This window comes from Exiguobacterium sp. SH0S2 (assembly GCF_004337185.1).
Lineage (GTDB): Bacteria > Bacillota > Bacilli > Exiguobacteriales > Exiguobacteriaceae > Exiguobacterium > Exiguobacterium aurantiacum_A.
In genome coordinates this window covers 345,181-363,817 of sequence record NZ_SJVB01000003.1, presented here as the reverse complement: position 1 = coordinate 363,817, position 18,637 = coordinate 345,181, and the positions used below count along the sequence as shown (strand labels likewise).

Sequence of the window (18,637 nt, the reverse complement as noted above, 5' to 3'; positions counted from 1 at the left end):
CATTTATGATAGAAGAGTAAACACGATGGTGATTGCGATTTTTTTTACGCGTGAAATGAATCACTATTCATTCTCATTTAGGGGGGAACAATATGACGAGTCACATCGAACAATCAGCCGACCTCCGTTTGACGAGCAATATCCGTTTTGCGGTCGTCATCGGTTCAGGAGTAATGGGGGCGGGGATTGCGGCCCATTTGGCGAACGCGGGGGTTCGTTCGCTCATGCTCGACATCGTACCACGTGAATTGACGGCGCAAGAAGAAGGGAAAGGGCTCACGCTCGAGTCACCGGAAGTGCGGAATCGCATCGCGTCCGAGAACCGTCATAAGTTGTTGAAACAAAATCCGGCGCCACTCGCGACGGCGGAACACTTGAACTTCATCGAGGTCGGGAACTTAGAAGATGACCTCGAGCGATTGAAAGAAGCCGACTGGGTCATCGAAGTCATCGTCGAACGGCTCGACGTGAAACAGCAACTGTTCGACAAGATCGCACCGTTCATCCGTGAAGACGCGATTCTCAGCTCGAACACATCTGGGATCTCGATCGAAGCGATGGCGAGCGTCTTGCCGGAAGGATTGAAGTCACGCTTCCTCGGAACGCACTTCTTCAACCCGCCGCGCTACTTGAAGCTGCTCGAACTCATCCCGACGGAGAAAACGGCGAGCCCGGTCATCGATTTCATGGCCCGCTTTGCTGAGGACCGTCTCGGTAAAGGCGTCGTCGAGGCGAAAGACACGCCAAACTTCATCGGTAACCGCATCGGCACATACGGCCTGCTCGTCACGTTCGAGGAGATGTTGAAACAAAACGCGACGATCGGCGAGATGGACTCGATCACAGGACCGCTCATCGGCCGTCCGAAATCAGCGACGTTCCGTACGCTCGACGTCGTCGGCATCGACACGTTCGTCCACGTCGCCGGTAACGTCTATGAGGCGCTCGAAGCGGGCGAGGAGAAAGATACGTTCGATGTCCCTGCTGAGATGAAGACGCTCGTCGAAAAAGGCTGGGTCGGACAAAAGTCTGGTCAAGGGTTCTATAAGAAAGACGGGAAAGTCATCCAGGAACTCAACTTGAGCACGTTTGAGTACGAACAATTGAAAGCGATTACAGGACCTGAGCTCGATCAAATCAAGTCGCTCCCAGGCTCGAAAGCGAAACTGAAAGGCGCGATCTTGAACAAGGGACGCGTCGGACAGTTGCTCTGGCCGGTGACGGCGAAGACGCTCGTCTACTCGGCACGACTCACAGGTGAGATCAGTGACTCGATCGTCGCCATCGATGACGCGATGAAGTGGGGCTTCGGTTGGAAGTTCGGACCGTTCGAGACATGGGACGCACTCGGTGTCGAAAAATCGGTCGCACGCATGAAAGCGGAAGGATATGCCGTCCCGGCGTGGATCGATGAGATGCTCGCTGCCGGACACACTTCCTTCTATAAAGGGGACCAGTATTACGATCAAGCGTCGCAGACGTACGTCGAGAAGACCGTCAACCCGAAAGAATTGAAACTTGCACCGCTCGCCAAGTCGAACGGGATCATCCTCGAGAACGGCGGGGCTCGCCTCATCGACATCGGTGACGACGTCGTCGCCCTCGAGTTCACGTCACCAAACAACGCGATCGGGGTCGACATCATGCAGATGATCGAGCAATCGATCGACCTCGTCGAGCAAGACTTCAAAGGACTCGTCCTCGCCAACGATGGTAAAAACTTCTGCGTCGGCGCCAACCTCGCGATGATGCTCATGGAAGCGGAAGACGAGAACTGGTATGAGCTCGACTGGATCATCAACAAGTTCCAACAAGTCGTTCAAAAAATCCGTTACGCAGGTCGCCCGGTCGTCGTCGCACCTTACGGCATGACACTCGGAGGCGGCACGGAGATCAGTTTGCCGGCAGCACGCATGCAAGCAGCGCTCGAGACATACATGGGACTCGTCGAAGTCGGTGTCGGTCTCATCCCTGGCGGCGGCGGCAACGTCAACACGTACCGTCGTCTACTTGAACAGACGCCGAAATCGATGCAAAACATCGAGAAGGCGGCACAGCAGACGTTCGAGAACATCGCGATGGCGAAAGTATCGAAGTCGGCGTATGACGCGAAAACACTCGGCTATCATCGTCCGATCGACGGCATCTCGATGAACCGTGACCACTTGACGTTCGACGCGAAACAAACCGTCCTTGGACTTACGGACGGATACGTCGCGCCGATGCGCGAGAAGTTGCCGGTCGTCGGTCGAACCGGGAAAGCGACGCTCGAACTCGCAGCGTACGAGATGTTCTACGGTGGTTATATTTCAGAGCACGACTTGAAGATCGCCAAAAAACTTGCCCATGTCATCAGCGGCGGCGATTTGGCATACGGCACGATGGTCGACGAGCAATACTTCCTCGACATCGAGCGTGAGGCGTTCTTGAGCCTCATCGGAGAACCGAAATCGCAACAACGGATGCAACATATGCTCGTCAAAGGCAAACCACTTCGGAACTGACAAAAGGGGGACTTAACAGATGAGAGAAGCAGTCATCGTGGCCGGTGCACGAACACCGGTCGGAAAAGCAAAACGCGGGTCGTTCCGAAACGTTCGTTCGGACGAGCTCGCAGGTCACGCCATCAAAGCGACGCTCGAGCGGTCGGGATACACGGGACCGATTGACGACGTCATCATGGGATGCGCCATGCCGGAAGCGGAGCAAGGGATGAACATCGCCCGTTATGCGGCCGTACGCGGTGGACTATCACACGAAGTACCCGCCGTCACGATCAACCGTTACTGCTCGTCAGGCCTTCAAGCGATCGCGGACGCGGCAGCGAAGATCATGATCGGCCAAGCGACGGCAATCATTGCCGGCGGAATGGAATCGATGAGTCTCGTCCCGATGGGTGGACACGTCATCCGTCCGAACCCGACGATCATGGAGACGGCGCCTGAGTATTACATGAGCATGGGACACACGGCTGAGCGCGTAGCGGCCGAGTACAACATCTCACGAGTTGACCAGGACCTGTTCGCCATCGACAGCCATCAAAAAGCGGCGGCTGCGATCGCGGGCGGCAAGTTCGAAGAAGAGATCGTGCCGGTGACGGTCATCGAGCACGTCCTCGGTGAAGATGGGAAAGTCGCGGAGCGTGAATTCGTCGTCAAGCACGACGAAGGCGTCCGGGCCAACTCGACGGTCGAAGCACTCGGCAAATTGCGTCCAGCTTTCAAAATCAAAGGATCGGTCACAGCCGGTAACGCGTCACAAGTATCAGACGGCGCTGCAGCCGTACTCGTCATGGAGCGGGAAGAGGCGGAACGCCAAGGCTTGAAGCCGATGGCGAAGTTCCTCTCGTTCGCAGTCGGCGGGGTCCGCCCGGAAGTGATGGGGATCGGACCGGTCGTCGCCATCCCGAAAGCGTTAGAGATGGCTGGTGTGAAGCTTGAAGAAGTCGGATTGTTCGAATTGAACGAGGCGTTCGCGAGCCAATCACTCGGCGTCATCCGCGAACTCGGCATCGACCCGTCCAAAGTGAACGTCAACGGCGGCGCGATCGCCCTTGGCCATCCACTCGGGTGTACGGGCGCGAAACTAGCGGTATCGATTCTGCATGAAATGAAACGACGCAATGAGAAATATGGGGTTGTCACGATGTGCATCGGTGGCGGAATGGGCGCTGCTGGCGTCTTCGAATTACTATAAGGGGGAAATGACTATGGAACGTACAGAACACGAATTGATTAAAGGCGGTAGCTTTGTCATTGACGCACTCGACGCGGATCGTCTCTTCACACCGGAAGACTTTTCAGACGAGCATAAGATGATCGGGGACACGACGTCGAGTTTCGTCGACGACCGTGTCATGCCGGTACTTGGACGCATCGAAAAACATGAGTTCGATCTCTCGGTCGAACTGTTGAAAGAAGCGGGCGAGCTCGGTCTGCTCGGTGCCGATGTGCCTGAAGAGTACGGCGGTTATCAGCTCGACAAAATCTCGTCATCGATCATCACGGAACGGTTCGCCAAAGCCCGTTCGTTCGCCCTCAGTTATGGCGCCCACGTTGGGATCGGGACGCTTCCGATCGTCTTCTTCGGAACAGAAGAGCAAAAGCATAAGTACTTGCCGAAGCTCGCGACGGGCGAATGGATCGCGGCGTACGCGCTCACAGAGCCAGGCTCAGGGTCGGACGCGCTCGGCGCGAAGTCGACGGCCGTCTTGAACGAGGCCGGGACGCACTACGTCTTGAACGGTGAGAAACAATGGATCACGAACGCAGGCTTCGCCAACGTGTTCGTCGTCTACGCAAAAATTGACGGCGACAAGTTCAGCGCCTTCATCGTCGAACGCGACTACAACGGCGTCTCGACAGGTGCCGAAGAACAGAAGATGGGCATTAAAGGCTCGTCGACGCGGACGCTCATTTTACAAGACGTCGAAGTCCCGGTCGATAACCTGTTAGGTGAGGTCGGTAAAGGGCACGTCATCGCCTTCAACATCTTGAACGTCGGTCGTTACAAACTCGCGGTCGGAGCGGTCGGTTCATCGAAACGTGCATTCGATCTCTCGGTCCAATACGCGAACGAGCGTAAGCAGTTCAAGACGCCGATCAGTCAGTTCCCGCTCATCCAAGAAAAATTAGCGACGATGGCGGCGAACATTTACGCGATGGAGAGCTCGGTCTACCGCACAGGCGGCTTGTTCCAAGACAGCCTCGATGCGCTTGGTGACGAGAACATGCGCGACGGCTCGAAAGTCGCCCAATCGATCGCGGAGTATGCGATCGAATGCTCGCTCAACAAAGTGTTCGCGTCTGAGACGTTCGACTACGTCGTCGACGAAGCTGTTCAAATCCACGGCGGCTACGGCTTCATGACCGAGTACGAGGTCGAAAACTTGTACCGTGACTCACGGATCAACCGGATCTTCGAAGGAACGAACGAGATCAACCGCTTGATCGTCCCGGGCACGCTCCTCAAGAAAGCGATGAAAGGCGACTTGCCGCTCCTCGCCGAAGCACAGAAGCTCCAAAAAGAGCTCATGAGCTACATGCCGCAAGAGCTCGACGGTTCACCGCTCGCGCGCGAGAAGATGCTTCTATCGAACATGAAGAAGATTAACTTGATGATCGCCGGGACAGCCGTCCAGAAATATCAGCAAGACCTCCAAAACGAGCAAGAGATCCTCGCCAAGCTCGCCGACATCATCAGCGCCATCTATGCGCTTGAAGCGGCGATCGCGCGGACGGATAAAGCAATTGCCCGGACTGGCCTTGATAAGAACAACCAGAAAGTCCGATACACGGAAATCTTCGCCGAGCAAGTGTTTAAGCAAGTCGATCTCATGGCGAAAGAAGTGTTGTACGCGGCAGCGTCAGGCGACGAGCAGCGGATGTTGCTCTCGGCGATGAAGAAGTTCAGCCGTTATCAGCCGATCAACGTCATCGGCACGAAGCGCGAAGTCGCAGCGAGTCTCATCAAAGCGAACAAGTTTATCGTGTAATCAAATTTTTCGAACAAGAAGGGTTGGCCGGACGCGGTCAGCCCTTTCTTTTTCGCTTGATCAGAACGTACAATGAGGAAAAGGAGGAATGTTCATGAGACGTGATCAGCTGTTGGAACGGATGGAAAGGATTGGGGAATCAGTCGCGACAAAAGAAGGGGCGCTCATGCTGCTCGCCCTCGGTTCGATTGGCCTCGAGACAGAGCGGCTCGATGATTACTCCGACCTCGATTTCTTTTTGATCGTCGAAGACGGACGAAAAACCCGCTTCATCGACAACTTGGACTGGCTCGAGGTTGAACCGATCGCTTACCAGTTCCAAAACACGAAAGACGGCCATAAAGTCATGTATGCGGACGGTATTTACGCCGAGTTCGCCGTCTTCGATTTGCCTGAGATGCCACACATTGCCTACACTCCGGGACGGATCGTCTGGAAGCGGGAGGAAGCGCTCGAATCGTTTGCGACGCCTAAGCTCGTCACGGACGTCCGAGACGCAGCGTACTGCTACGAAGAGGCGCTGACGAACCTGTACGTCGGTCTGCTCCGTGAACGACGCGGAGAGAAGCTCGCCGGCTTCGAACTCATCCAAGTCGCGGCCGTCAACAACGTGTTGAAAGCACATGGAGAGACGGGCGACCCGTTCAATCCGACGCGCCGGGTCGAGATACGGTACCCGGAGCTCGTCGCCGGGCTCGACGAGTGGCTGCCAGGTTACGGCAAGTCGGTCGAAGCGGCCGCGGCGATGCTGCGCTATATCGAAACAAGACATCCGGTCAATGCGACGTTGAAGCGAGAAATTGAACGCTTGCTCGAGGCGTGAATTGAGTGAGGTGATTATGCTAAAGTGAAAGATAAGAGGTGATAAAAATGGTGACACTATATGGCTATCCGCCATGCAGTACGTGTAAGAAGGCAGAGAAATGGTTGAAGGAGAACGACGTCGCGTATACATACGTTCATATCGTCGAGGCGACACCGTCAAAAGATGAACTCGCGTCGATCTGGCAACAGTCAGGGCTGCCGCTCAAAAAGTTTTTCAATACGAGCGGGCAAGTGTACCGCAACGAAGGCATTAAAGATAAGCTCCCGAATTTGTCAGAAGACGAACAAATCGAGCTTTTAGTCAGCAATGGTATGCTTTTAAAGCGTCCAATCGTCACTGACGGTCAAAAATCGACGGTCGGTTTTTCAGAAAAGTCATTTACAGACGTTTGGGGCTAAGTGCTATAATACACATGTGAGTCTAATTTATTTGAGGGGGAAGTCATGATGAGCAAAGTACCTGCAAATCTACGTTATTCAAAAGAACACGAATGGGTTGAAGTGAACGGAAGCGTTGCCCGCATCGGGATCACGGATTTCGCACAAAGCGAACTAGGGGACATCGTGTTTGTGGAACTTCCTGAAGTCGGCGGCACGATTTTGCTCGACGAGCCGTTCGGTTCGGTCGAATCGGTCAAGACGGTGTCTGAACTGTACGCACCGATCTCTGGGAAGATCACGGCGGTGAATGAATCACTCGCGGATTCGCCGGAACTCGTCAACGAAGCACCGTTCGAAGGCGCATGGATGATCGAAGTCGAGTTGAACGATTCAACGGACGTCGACAAACTCATGTCAGCCGAAGAATATGAAGCGATGATTCAAGGCTAACAAAAATCCCGGTTTCTCTTTATGAGAAGCCGGGATTTTTTGATTTAGTCGAAGTCGAGGCGGTAATGTTCAGGCTGGATGAGTGATGTCCGGTTGAACAGTCGGTAGAAGACAATCCCGAGCGTCACCGGAATGAGGCCGAACAAGACGATGACGAGCATGACGTTCCAGAGCGCGAAGCCGCCTGGCATCAAGTGCAGGGCGTTGACAGGTCCGATCAGTCCAGAGACACCGAATCCGGCACTGATCGGTGTTCCTTCGATACGAAGGATACCGGCGAGCGCCCCGAGAATGGCCGCGTTCGCGAGCACCGGCAGCATCATGATCGGACGACGGACGAAGTTCGCCATTTGAATTTTCGGTGAGCCGAGGAAGTGAGCGAGCGACGTCCCGGTCGCGTTCATCTGCCACCCGGCGATAGCGAGACCAAAACCGGCTGCGACGACGCCGAGGTTAGCGGCCCCGGCGGCAACACCGGACAGACTGATCGCCGTCGCGATCCCGACTGTCGAGATCGGGGAGACGATGATGAGCGAGAACGCCATCGCGATCAACATGCCCATCACGATCGGTTGGAGTTCAGTCATCGTCATGATGACGGTGCCGATGTACGTCGTGATCTGTGAGATGTACGTGAGTAAGAACATGCCGATTCCGCCGGCGATGACGATGACCGTCATCGGTAAAACGAGGACGGTGTACGTCTTTAAGCGTGGCGACAGCTGCATTACCATATATGTCGCGAAGGCGGCGGTCACGCCGGCCGTGATGACGTCGCCGATTCCCGCCATGAGGAACGCGCCTTCCTCGATACGGATAGCGCCGCTCCCGACCTGGGTCGCGATACCGATCGTCCCGGCCTCGAGCGCCGAGCGTCCGAATTGCATCGCGACGGTGACACCGATGATGACCGGGAGTAGGCGCATCGCGATCGTCGTCGCGTCTAAGATGAACTGCAAAGACGGAAAATACGGTAAGATGGCTTTCGTTAATTCACCGAGCAATGCGCTCGGGATGAGGGCGATTAAAATAGCGAGACTGAGTCCGTTCAATACGTTCATCAAAAATTGTTTGCCTGTCAGTTTCGTTTGTTCCGTCATAAGTCGATTCACCTGTCCTTTTCTACGTATACGCTGTTATGTACGAAAGCGTTAAAGTTAATGACCATACTATGCCTCTTTTCGTGAAGCGTCAACAGGAAATGTTGAACGATTCAGAAAATTCGTGGGGTGAGCACAACTTTTGAACAGATCGGCTCACATTCATATACTTATAAAAGAGGTGAGAACAATGATTACAGACGGATTGTTATATATATACGCCCCGATGTGTGGAACATGCGCTGTGGCCGAGCGGATGCTCGCCGTCGTCGAAGCGGTCGACCCGACACTCGCGATTGACAAGCAGGACGCCAACTTTATCCCGCAAGAGTTAGAAGCGTATCAAGTCATGAGCGTCCCGGCGCTGTTAAAGCTTAAAGACGGCCAAGTCGAAGACCGATTATATGCGTTCCAAAACGTGCAGCACGTCCTATCTTTCGTTAAATGAGATAGGATGATTAGAATAATCAGAAAATTTTAAATAATCAGTTGACACAGAAAGTTCACGAATGGTATATTCATTACAACATCTTACTTGAACACAATATAGGACGAGATTCTCCAGCCATCAAGACGTTTTAGAACAGCCGGTGCATCACTTTACGCGACTTTTAGGTGGACCTTCCCTTCGATTGTCCCCCAAAAAAATCAAGCGCAGGGACACCTACCGCGTAACCGCATGGTACGTTCTAAGGCCGAGTGATGGATGGCTTGAATCCCCCATATAAGGATGAACACTCTGATCGGGCAAAAGAGTTTCATCTATGGGTTGTCCTTCCGTGACTCAAGGTGCTACGTTCTGTGTCATCCTCGGATGGCACCTTTTTTTGATTTTTCGCACAAAATAGTTTGACATGAAAATAATGTGTCGCTATTATAAAGCTAATCGAATAAACAACACTCTTATCAAGAGAGGCTGAGGGACTGGCCCTATGACGCCCAGCAACCGCGGAGCAATCCGAAATGGTGCTAATTCCAGCAAGGTGAGAACCTTGGAAGATGAGAGCAATCGTTGTCCGTACCGATAAAGTACGCACGTTTGCTCAAACGTGTGTACTTTTTTTGTTGTCAGGAGGGAAAGGTATTGATTCAATTACGTAATGTGGCCAAATGGTTCGACACGAAGAACGGTCGAGTCCAGGCGGTCGATGATGTGTCGCTCACAATCGAGAGCGGCGAAATTTTTGGAATAATCGGATATTCAGGGGCGGGGAAGTCGACGCTCATCCGTCTGCTCAACCGACTCGAGTCACCGTCAAGCGGTGAGATCGTCGTCGCAGGGAGCGAGCTGACGAAGCTCACTCCGAAAGAACTGCGCGGGGTGCGCAAAAACGTCTCGATGGTATTCCAACACTTCAACTTATTATGGTCGCGCACGGTCGCTGAGAACATCAGCTTCCCGCTCGAACTGATTGGGGTACCGGCCAGTGAACGTAAACGCCGCGTCCAAGAGCTCGTCGATCTCGTCGGTCTCGCCGGACGTGAAGACAGCTATCCGTCGCAACTATCGGGCGGTCAAAAACAGCGAGTCGGGATTGCCCGCGCGCTCGCTACAAATCCAGACGTGCTCCTCTGCGATGAAGCGACGAGCGCACTCGACCCGAAGACGACCGATTCGATTCTCGAACTGCTCGTCAGCATCAATAAGAAACTCGGACTGACGATCGTCCTCATCACCCATGAGATGCACGTCATCCAAAAAATCTGTCATCGCGTCGCCGTCATGGAGGCAGGGAAAGTCGTCGAGACCGGCCAAGTCGCGGACGTGTTCCAACATCCGGAACAGCCGATCACGAAAGAGTTCGTCAAACAGATCGGTGCCGTCGACGACATGTCGCTCACGTTCGAGCATTTGAAAGCACGTTATCCGAGTGGCCAAATCGTCAAACTCAAGTTCTTGAACGAGACGGCCGAACAGCCGATTTTATCGGAAGTGTTGAAACAGCACGACATCGGCTTCAACATCATCGGCGGTAACGTGACGCAGTCGCAAGTCGGCGCGCTCGGAACGCTATTCATCCAATTGATCGGAGAGCCGGCTGAAGTCGAGCGGGCCATCGCCTCAATCCGATCGCAGGCAGTGGAAGTGGAGGTAGAAAGCGATGTTTCCTAATGTAGATTGGCAAGTCATGCTCGAACAGACGTGGGAGACGCTCTATATGACGCTCGTCGCAGGAGCCGCGACATTCGTCATCGGTCTCGCCCTCGGCATGCTCTTATATGTCACGAACGAACCGCTCATGATGAAGAATCGTCCGATTTACACGATCATCAGTGCGGTCGTCAACGTGTTCCGCTCGATCCCGTTCATTATTTTGATCATCTTGCTCATTCCGTTCACGCTCCTTCTCGTCGGAACGATGCTCGGTTCGACGGCGGCGCTCCCGGCGCTCATCATCGGTGCGGCCCCGTTTTATGCACGGATGGTCGAGCTCGCACTCCGCGAAGTCGATCGCGGTGTCATCGAGGCGGCCGAGTCGATGGGCGCGACGAAATGGCAGATCGTCTATAAAGTGTTGTTCCCGGAAGCACTCCCGGCCATCGTGTCAGGCATCACCGTGACGATCGTCGCCATCGTCGGTTACACGGCCATGGCCGGAGTCGTCGGCGGTGGTGGTCTCGGGAACTTAGCGTTCCTCGAAGGGTTCCAACGTTCACAAAGCGACGTCACGTTCGTCGCGACCGTATTGATCTTAGTCATCGTCTTCGTCGTTCAGTTTATCGGCGATCGACTCGTCTCAAAAATCGATAAGCGATCAGCTTAATCAAATACAATCATATGGAGGGTTTTATAATGAAATCATGGAAAACAGTACTCGGATTGACAGCAGCATCAGCACTCACAATTCTCGCGGCATGTGGCGGCGGGGACTCGGAATCAGGCTCGGGCGACGATAAGACGCTCATCATCGGCGCGTCGAACGTACCACACGCCGAGATTTTAGAGCACGTCCAAGACGAATATGAAGAAAAAGGCTACACGCTTGAAATCAAGAAGTTCCAAGACTACGTGCTCCCGAACAAGACGCTCGCAGCTGGCGAACTCGACGCGAACTACTTCCAACACGAGCCGTACCTCGAGTCACAAATGGCTGAGAACAAAGACTATAAATTCGCTTCAGCCGGCGGCGTCCACATCGAGCCGATCGGTGTCTACTCACAAGACTACAAATCACTCGATGAGCTTCCGGACGGCGCTGAAATCATCATGAGCTCGTCGGTCGCTGACCACGGACGAATCTTGACGATGCTTCAAACAGAAGGCTTGCTCACGCTCGCTGACGGCAAGACGACAGACGCGACAGTCGCTGACATCGTCGACAACCCGAAAAACTTGGAGTTCAAGACGGACGTCGAAGCGGCACTTCTCCCACAAGCGTTCAACAACGGTGAAGGCGATGCCGTCCTCATCAACACGAACTACGCGATCGATGCCGGACTCAACCCGCTCGAAGACGCAATCGCTCTTGAAGGCGAAGATTCACCGTACGTCAACTTGATCGTCACGCGTGAAGGCGACGAAGACGATGAGCGCGTCAAGGCACTCCTTGAAGTATTGACATCAGAAGAGACACAACAGTGGATCTTGGAGGAGTACAAAGGTGCGGTCGTACCGGTTAAATAATGATTGATTTTAGGCTCGGGACATCCCGGGCCTTTTTTGTTTGCAGTGGTTTTGCTTCAATAATAGAAGTAAACTATTTATATGTAGAAAAAGGGGGGATCCGGGTGAGCATACGACACATTCATCCGCTGACGCTTGGCGTCTTGTTCGGTACATTTTTTGCACGGCTGTCGACGTTTTTTGTCATGCCGTTTTTTGCGATTTATCTCGCGACGCTCGGTTTCTCGGCGAGCGTGATCGGGACGGTGTTCGCGACGTCGGCATTATCCGGTCTATTTATGAGCTTTTTTGGGGGGACGCTGTCTGACCGCTACGGGCGCAAACAGCTGATGTTGATAGGTATCGGTTTGAACGCCTTGACGTTCACAGGTTTCGCACTCGCAACGGAGCTCGTTTGGTTTTACATATTTTCGGTATTGATGGGCGTTTCACGTTCATTCCTTGAACCAGCGTCTCGGGCCTTGATCAGCGACACGACGCAACCCGACCAGCGTGTCATCGTCTATAACGTGCGCTACTTCATGATCAACATCGCTGCGGCGATCGGACCGCTGCTTGCGGTCGTCTTGTCACTTACGGGAGCGAAGAGCGCATTCTTCGTCGTGACCGCCGTCTATGTCCTTTACGGCCTCGTTATCTCGACGTTGTTCCGGAAGTATCCGTTTGAAGAAGGGGACGGCGTCAAAGTGCGGCCGCGCCTGACGGAGACGTTCCGCGTGTTAAAAGAAGACAAGACGTTCCGCTTCGTCATCATCGGCATGATCTTCGCCATCATCGGCTACAGTCAATTCAATTCGACGTTGCCGCAGTTCATCGCGTTTCACGACGGATTTAGTGACGGGTCGCGCCTATTCGCTTATCTGTTGACGGTCAACGCGATCACCGTGCTCATCGTGCAGTATCCGATCATGCGGTTCGGTATTCGCGTCTCGCCAATCAAGTCGCTGTTCTTTGGGATCGCGACGCTCTCGATTGGGCTGTTGTTAATCGGCTTCGCTGCCGAGGTGTGGGTACTATTCGTCGCGATGGTCATCTTCACGGTCGGGGAAGTGCTCATGTTCACGATGACGGACGTGTTGACAGACGATTTGGCACCGGAACATTTGCGCGGCACGTATTTCGGGGCGATGGGGTTGACGGCACTCGGTCAATCGATCGGGCCGGTCATCGGCGGACTGCTGCTCGACGGCTTCGACAACGCGTCGCTCCCTGTATTTGGGAGCCTAGCCGTTCTGACCGCGTGTGGCGCCTTCTTCTTCACCGGCGCGCTACGGGAAAAACAAGCGAATTCGGTTCAAGTTGAGGAAAATGTTGGATAATGTCTTGATTTCCCGATATTCTCATTCTCAACATTTATGTTTTATTGAGAATGAAATATAAGGTGAGTCGCTTGAAATAAAAAATTGCCTAGATTAAGATTAGAATATATCTAATCTACGCCAAAAATGGCGAGAAAACGGAAGGGGTATCCGAATGTCTAACGTACCACACATGAAAATTGATGACCTCCGCGTCTCAATCGAAGGAAAAGAGATCGTCAAAGGTCTTAATCTTGAAATTAAAGGTGGCGAAATTCACGCCATCATGGGTCCTAACGGGACTGGTAAATCAACACTCGCATCTGCCCTCATGGGTCATCCATTGTACGAAGTGACAGGAGGGAGCGTCGACTTGAACGGAGAAGACGTCCTCGAGATGGAAGTAAATGAACGTGCGCAAGCAGGCATGTTCCTCGCGATGCAGTATCCAGCTGAAATCAGCGGAGTCACAAACGCCGACTTCTTGCGCTCAGCGATCAACTCGCGCCGCGAAGAAGGCGAAGAAATCTCACTTATGAAATTCATCCGCGAACTTGATTCGAAGATGGGCGTTCTTGAAATCCCTTCAGAAATGGCACACCGCTATTTGAACGAAGGCTTCTCGGGCGGAGAGAAAAAACGTAACGAGATCCTTCAAATGATGATGATCAAACCGAACATCGCGATTCTTGATGAGATCGATTCAGGTCTTGATATCGATGCGCTCAAAGTCGTCGCTAAAGGTGTCAACGAAATGCGCACTGAAGAGTTCGGCTGCTTGATCATCACGCACTATCAGCGTCTCCTCAACTACATCGAGCCAGATTTCGTCCATATCATGATCGACGGTAAAATCGTCATGTCGGGCGGCAAAGAGCTCGCACAACGACTCGAAGCAGAAGGTTACGACTGGGTGAAGCAAGATCTTGGGATGACAGTAGACACAGAAGCGTAAGGGGGCTGTACGATGACCGTACAATTTGAATTAGATGCACAAGCAGTAGCGGCACGTGCAGAGGCGCTCGGTGGACCAGCATGGATGGTCAACCGACGTAAAGAAGCAGCAGAACTTGCGCCGACTCTCGCCTTGCCTAAAGTTGAAAAAATCAAGATTGATAAATGGGATTTCACAAGCGGAGACGTCGAGCTCGCGAAGCTTGACGGGTTGACGCCTGAAATCGAAGCATTGCTCGGAGACCACCGGACAAACGTGCTCGTTGAACGCAACGGTCATGTCGTCTATAACGAACTTACGATGCCAGAAGGCGTCTTGTTCATGGGAATCCAACAAGCGATGGAACAACATCCGGACCTCGTCGAGAAATACTTCATGACAGAAGGCGTTCGGGTTGACGAAGATCGCTTGTCTGCCTTGAACGCAGCGCTCACGAACGGTGGGGCTTTCTTGTACGTCCCGAAAAACATGCAATTGAAAGACCCGCTTCAAGCCATCTTCACGATGGAACAAGCGAACGGGTCGTTGTACCATCACACGATCGTCGTCGCCGATGAAGGCAGTGAAGTGACGTATATCGAAAGTTTCTTGTCGAACACAAATGAGCCGCACACGGTCAACGCCGTGACGGAAGTGTTCGTCGGAGCGAACGCGAAAGTCGTATTCGGTGGAGTCGACCAGCTCGCTGAGTCAGCACTCACGTTCATGAACCGCCGCGGTGTCGTCTACGAGAACGCTCATCTTGATTGGGCACTCGGACATATGAACGACGGCAACTCGCTCGTCGAGACGAAGACGCATCTCGTCGGAGACAACACGTACTCGAACACGAAAGCAGTCACGATCGGTCGTGGCGCACAGAAACAAAACTTCAACATTCGGACCGACCACTTCGGGAAGTCTTCGGAAGGGTTCATCTTGATCCACGGTGTTCAAAAAGACTCGGCAACAGCGATCTTCAGCGGGACATCGATGATTCATCACGGTGCCTCGAAGTCGAACGGTGTCCAAACGGAACGCGTTCTCATGTTATCTGAAAAAGCACGGGGTGACGCCAACCCGATCCTCCTCATCGATGAGGATGACGTTATGGCCGGCCACGCCGCTTCAGTCGGACGCGTCGACGACATTCAGTTGTACTACTTGATGAGCCGCGGTCTGTCACGTAAAGAAGCAGAACGTTTAATCATTCACGGATTCTTGAACCCGGTCGTCGAGCAACTCGCGATCGAGTCGGTCAAAGACCGTCTCCGTGAAGTCATCGAAGGGAAAGTGCGTTAAGATGATTGATGCCTCGATTCGTAAACAGTTCCCGATTTTAGATCAGGAAATCAACGGCCATCCGCTCGTCTATCTCGACAGCGCGGCGAGCTCCCAAAAACCGCTTGCTGTCATCGAGGCGATCGAGGATTACTATCGCCGCATCCATTCGAACGTGCACCGTGGCGTCCATACGCTCGGCACGCACGCGACGGATGCGTATGAAGGGGCGCGGGAGCGTGTCCGTTCATTCATCAACGCCTCAGTACCGGAAGAGATCATCTTCACGCGTGGGACGACGACGGCGATCAACCTTGTCGCTTCAAGTTACGGGGACGCCAACGTCAGCGCGGGAGATGAGATCGTTCTCACACCGATGGAACACCACGCGAACTTGATTCCATGGCAACAGCTCGCCAAACGCACAGGTGCGAAACTCCGTTACGTCGAAATGACACCAGACGGCCGGATCACGCTCGACGCGGTGCGGGAAGTGTTGTCGGACCGGACGAAGATCGTCGCCATGAGCCACGTCTCGAACGTACTCGGCACGATTAACCCGATCGCGGAAGTGGCGCAACTCGCCCACGAAAAAGGCGCGGTCATGGTCGTCGATGCGGCGCAAAGCGCGCCGCACCGGAAGCTTGACGTCCAAGCGCTCGATTGTGACTTCCTTGCCTTCTCTGGCCATAAGATGCTCGGTCCGACCGGGATCGGTGTCTTATACGGGAAGAAACAGCTGCTTAAAAACATGGAGCCGGTCGAGTTCGGCGGTGAGATGATCGATTACGTCGACTTGTATGAGTCGACGTGGAAAGATATCCCGTACCGCTTTGAAGCGGGAACGCCGATCATCGCCGGTGCGGTCGGTTTGGCTGCCGCCATCGACTTTTTAGAAGACCTTGGTCTCGAGAATGTCGAGGCGCACGAACGGGCGCTCGTGACGTACGCCATCGAACAGATGCGTACGATCGAAGGAATCGAGATCTTCGGTCCTGAGGAGCGCGTAGGGCTCGTCACGTTCAACTTGAACGATGTCCACGCCCACGACCTTGCGACCGTCTTGGATATGCAAGGGGTCGCGGTAAGGGCCGGTCATCACTGTGCCCAACCGCTCATGCGCCTCCTGAAGCAATCATCGACTGCCCGAGCGAGCTTCTACTTGTATAACACACGAGATGAAGTCGATCGCTTCATCGAAGGGTTACGTCAAACGAAGGAGTATTTCAATTATGAGTTTTAACAATCTCGACATGTTGTACCGACAAGTCATCATGGATCATTATAAAAACCCAAGAAACCGTGGCGTCATCGAAGATGGCGTGACGATCGACTTGAACAACCCGACGTGCGGGGATTCACTCCGACTCCAACTTCAAGTCGAAGACGGAATCGTGAAAGATGCCAAGTTCGAAGGGGAAGGCTGTTCGATCAGTCTCGCCTCGGCATCGATGATGACTCAAATCGTAAAAGGCAAGTCTGTAGACGAAGCGCTCCAATTGGCGAACATCTTTTCACAGATGGTCCAAGGAAAAGACTACGATACAGACACGTTCGACCTAGGCGACATCGAAGCGTTGTCTGGTGTCTCAAAGTTTCCGGCTCGCATCAAGTGCGCCACGCTCGCGTGGAAAGCGCTTGAAAAGGGAGTCGACGAGGAAGCGTAAGTAGAAGGAGGAGACCGATATGGCGAAAAACATGCCAGACGTTGGCGATTATAAATATGGCTTCCATGATCGAGACATCTCGATTTTCCGTTCAGGCCGCGGCTTGACGAAAGAAATCGTTGAAACGATCTCGAACATGAAAGAAGAACCGGCATGGATGCTCGAGTTCCGTTTAAAATCACTCGAACAGTTCCGCAAGATGCCGATGCCGACATGGGGCGGCGATCTCACGTCACTTGATTTTGATGAGATCACGTACTACGTCAAACCGTCTGAGAAGACGGAACACTCGTGGGATGAGGTTCCTGAAGAAATCAAACGGACGTTTGATAAGCTCGGAATCCCGGAAGCGGAACAAAAATACTTGGCAGGTGTCTCGGCTCAGTACGAGTCAGAGGTCGTCTACCATAGCATGCAAGAAGACTTCGAAGAAAGAGGTGTCATCTTCAAAGATACGGACACTGCTTTGAAAGAAAACGAAGACTTGTTCCGTGAGTATTTCGGGAAATTGATCCCGCCGACGGACAACAAGTTCTCGGCACTCAACTCGGCCGTCTGGTCAGGTGGCTCGTTCATCTATGTACCAAAAGGTGTGAAACTCGAGCAACCGCTCCAAGCCTACTTCCGGATCAACTCGGAAAACATGGGTCAATTCGAGCGGACGCTCATCATCGTCGACGAGGGCGCTTCGGTCCATTACGTCGAAGGATGTACGGCACCGGTCTACACGACGAACTCGCTTCACTCAGCTGTCGTCGAGATCTTCGTCAACAAAGACGCATACTGCCGCTATACGACGATCCAAAACTGGGCGAACAACGTCTATAACTTGGTCACGAAGCGTGCCGTCTGTGAAGCAGGCGCGTCGATGGAGTGGATCGATGGCAACATCGGATCGAAACTCACGATGAAGTACCCGGCCGTCATCTTAAAAGGTGAAGGCTCACGTGGGATGACGCTCTCGATCGCACTCGGCGGTAAAGGGCAGCACCAAGACGCTGGGGCGAAGATGATTCACCTCGCACCGAACACGTCGTCGTCGATCGTCTCGAAGTCGATCTCGAAACAAGGCGGAAAAGTCTCGTATCGCGGAATCGTCCACTTCGGCCGTAAGGCGAAAGGTGCCCGTTCGAACATCGAATGTGACACGCTCATCATGGACAACGAGTCGACGTCGGACACGATCCCGTACAACGAGATCTTGAACGACCAAGTCTCGCTCGAGCACGAAGCGAAAGTCTCGAAAGTGTCAGAAGAGCAGCTCTTCTACCTCATGAGCCGTGGTATCTCGGAAGAAGAAGCGACCGAGATGATCGTCATGGGCTTCATCGAGCCGTTCACGAAAGAATTGCCAATGGAATATGCGGTCGAAATGAACCGTCTCATCAAGTTTGAGATGGAAGGTTCGATCGGATAATCCTGAATAGATTGAGGAAGACGGTTGACATGAAATCATGTCGACCGTCTTTTTTATGGGGTTTTAAGATGATTTTCCATATTATCTATGTAAACGGTAAAGAGGGAATAGAGTAGTGAAATATGCTTCAAACAGCAAATGAGCGTAAATAAATCCGAGAGGAGA

General features: G+C 53.3%; 17 protein-coding genes and 1 riboswitch. Of the genes, 16 read left to right on the top strand and 1 reads right to left on the bottom strand.

Annotated elements, in window-relative coordinates:
• The first annotated feature begins 92 nt into the window (after positions 1-92).
• The 6 genes from EVJ21_RS10475 to gcvH all read left to right on the top strand — a co-directional run bounded on the left by EVJ21_RS10475 (position 93) and on the right by gcvH (position 7,150).
• Entirely contained in the window at positions 93-2,504 is a 2,412-nt protein-coding gene (locus tag EVJ21_RS10475; RefSeq protein ID WP_131490446.1) for a 3-hydroxyacyl-CoA dehydrogenase/enoyl-CoA hydratase family protein, read from the top strand.
• A gap of 19 nt (positions 2,505-2,523) precedes the next feature.
• On the top strand, positions 2,524-3,696 hold the full coding sequence (locus tag EVJ21_RS10470; protein WP_016510281.1) for an acetyl-CoA C-acetyltransferase: 1,173 nt from the start codon (positions 2,524-2,526) through the stop codon (positions 3,694-3,696).
• A 13-nt stretch (positions 3,697-3,709) separates the two neighbouring features.
• Positions 3,710-5,494: an acyl-CoA dehydrogenase family protein gene (locus EVJ21_RS10465; protein ID WP_131490445.1), complete on the top strand. Its 1,785-nt coding sequence runs from the start codon at positions 3,710-3,712 to the stop codon at positions 5,492-5,494.
• 94 nt (positions 5,495-5,588) lie between these two features.
• Positions 5,589-6,317 carry a hypothetical protein gene (locus EVJ21_RS10460; protein WP_236636581.1) on the top strand — a complete coding sequence of 243 codons (729 nt, stop codon included), beginning with the start codon at positions 5,589-5,591 and terminating at the stop codon, positions 6,315-6,317.
• A gap of 47 nt (positions 6,318-6,364) precedes the next feature.
• Positions 6,365-6,718: an arsenate reductase family protein gene (locus EVJ21_RS10455; RefSeq protein ID WP_070328735.1), complete on the top strand. Its 354-nt coding sequence runs from the start codon at positions 6,365-6,367 to the stop codon at positions 6,716-6,718.
• 48 nt (positions 6,719-6,766) lie between these two features.
• Positions 6,767-7,150: a glycine cleavage system protein GcvH gene (gene gcvH, locus EVJ21_RS10450; protein ID WP_070328736.1), complete on the top strand. Its 384-nt coding sequence runs from the start codon at positions 6,767-6,769 to the stop codon at positions 7,148-7,150.
• A 44-nt stretch (positions 7,151-7,194) separates the two neighbouring features.
• On the opposite strand, the gene EVJ21_RS10445 is transcribed toward gcvH, so the two are convergent.
• On the bottom strand, positions 7,195-8,250 hold the full coding sequence (locus EVJ21_RS10445; RefSeq protein WP_131490443.1) for a PTS sugar transporter subunit IIC: 1,056 nt from the start codon (positions 8,248-8,250) through the stop codon (positions 7,195-7,197).
• 190 nt (positions 8,251-8,440) lie between these two features.
• Between EVJ21_RS10445 and EVJ21_RS10440 the strand changes: the two genes are divergently transcribed.
• The 10 genes from EVJ21_RS10440 to sufB all read left to right on the top strand — a co-directional run bounded on the left by EVJ21_RS10440 (position 8,441) and on the right by sufB (position 18,472).
• Positions 8,441-8,698, top strand: coding sequence for a thioredoxin family protein (locus EVJ21_RS10440; protein ID WP_131441425.1), 258 nt, complete (start codon positions 8,441-8,443; stop codon positions 8,696-8,698).
• Between the two features lie 452 nt (positions 8,699-9,150).
• Positions 9,151-9,256, top strand: a riboswitch (SAM riboswitch).
• Positions 9,257-9,334: 78 nt separating this feature from the next.
• Entirely contained in the window at positions 9,335-10,363 is a 1,029-nt protein-coding gene (locus tag EVJ21_RS10435) for a methionine ABC transporter ATP-binding protein (protein WP_071397923.1), read from the top strand.
• Positions 10,353-11,015 carry a methionine ABC transporter permease gene (locus tag EVJ21_RS10430; protein ID WP_071397922.1) on the top strand — a complete coding sequence of 221 codons (663 nt, stop codon included), beginning with the start codon at positions 10,353-10,355 and terminating at the stop codon, positions 11,013-11,015. The genes EVJ21_RS10435 and EVJ21_RS10430 overlap by 11 nt, the downstream gene beginning before the upstream one ends.
• Positions 11,016-11,044: 29 nt before the next feature.
• The gene (locus EVJ21_RS10425) at positions 11,045-11,875 is read left to right on the top strand and encodes a MetQ/NlpA family ABC transporter substrate-binding protein (protein ID WP_131490442.1); all 831 of its coding nucleotides are present in this window, start codon (positions 11,045-11,047) and stop codon (positions 11,873-11,875) included.
• Between the two features lie 104 nt (positions 11,876-11,979).
• Positions 11,980-13,194 (top strand): MDR family MFS transporter, encoded by a 1,215-nt coding sequence (locus EVJ21_RS10420; protein ID WP_131463936.1) that lies wholly within the window; start codon positions 11,980-11,982, stop codon positions 13,192-13,194.
• 172 nt (positions 13,195-13,366) lie between these two features.
• Positions 13,367-14,128, top strand: coding sequence for a Fe-S cluster assembly ATPase SufC (gene sufC / locus EVJ21_RS10415; protein WP_131443294.1), 762 nt, complete (start codon positions 13,367-13,369; stop codon positions 14,126-14,128).
• A gap of 12 nt (positions 14,129-14,140) precedes the next feature.
• Positions 14,141-15,409: a Fe-S cluster assembly protein SufD gene (gene sufD / locus EVJ21_RS10410; protein ID WP_131463934.1), complete on the top strand. Its 1,269-nt coding sequence runs from the start codon at positions 14,141-14,143 to the stop codon at positions 15,407-15,409.
• Position 15,410: 1 nt separating this feature from the next.
• Positions 15,411-16,631, top strand: coding sequence for a cysteine desulfurase (locus EVJ21_RS10405; protein WP_071397918.1), 1,221 nt, complete (start codon positions 15,411-15,413; stop codon positions 16,629-16,631).
• The gene (gene sufU / locus EVJ21_RS10400) at positions 16,621-17,055 is read left to right on the top strand and encodes a Fe-S cluster assembly sulfur transfer protein SufU (RefSeq protein ID WP_070328745.1); all 435 of its coding nucleotides are present in this window, start codon (positions 16,621-16,623) and stop codon (positions 17,053-17,055) included. Before EVJ21_RS10405 ends, sufU begins: the two co-directional genes overlap by 11 nt.
• A 19-nt stretch (positions 17,056-17,074) precedes the next feature.
• Positions 17,075-18,472, top strand: a complete 1,398-nt coding sequence (gene sufB / locus EVJ21_RS10395) for a Fe-S cluster assembly protein SufB (protein ID WP_070328746.1) — start codon at positions 17,075-17,077, stop codon at positions 18,470-18,472.
• The last annotated feature ends 165 nt before the right edge of the window (positions 18,473-18,637 follow it).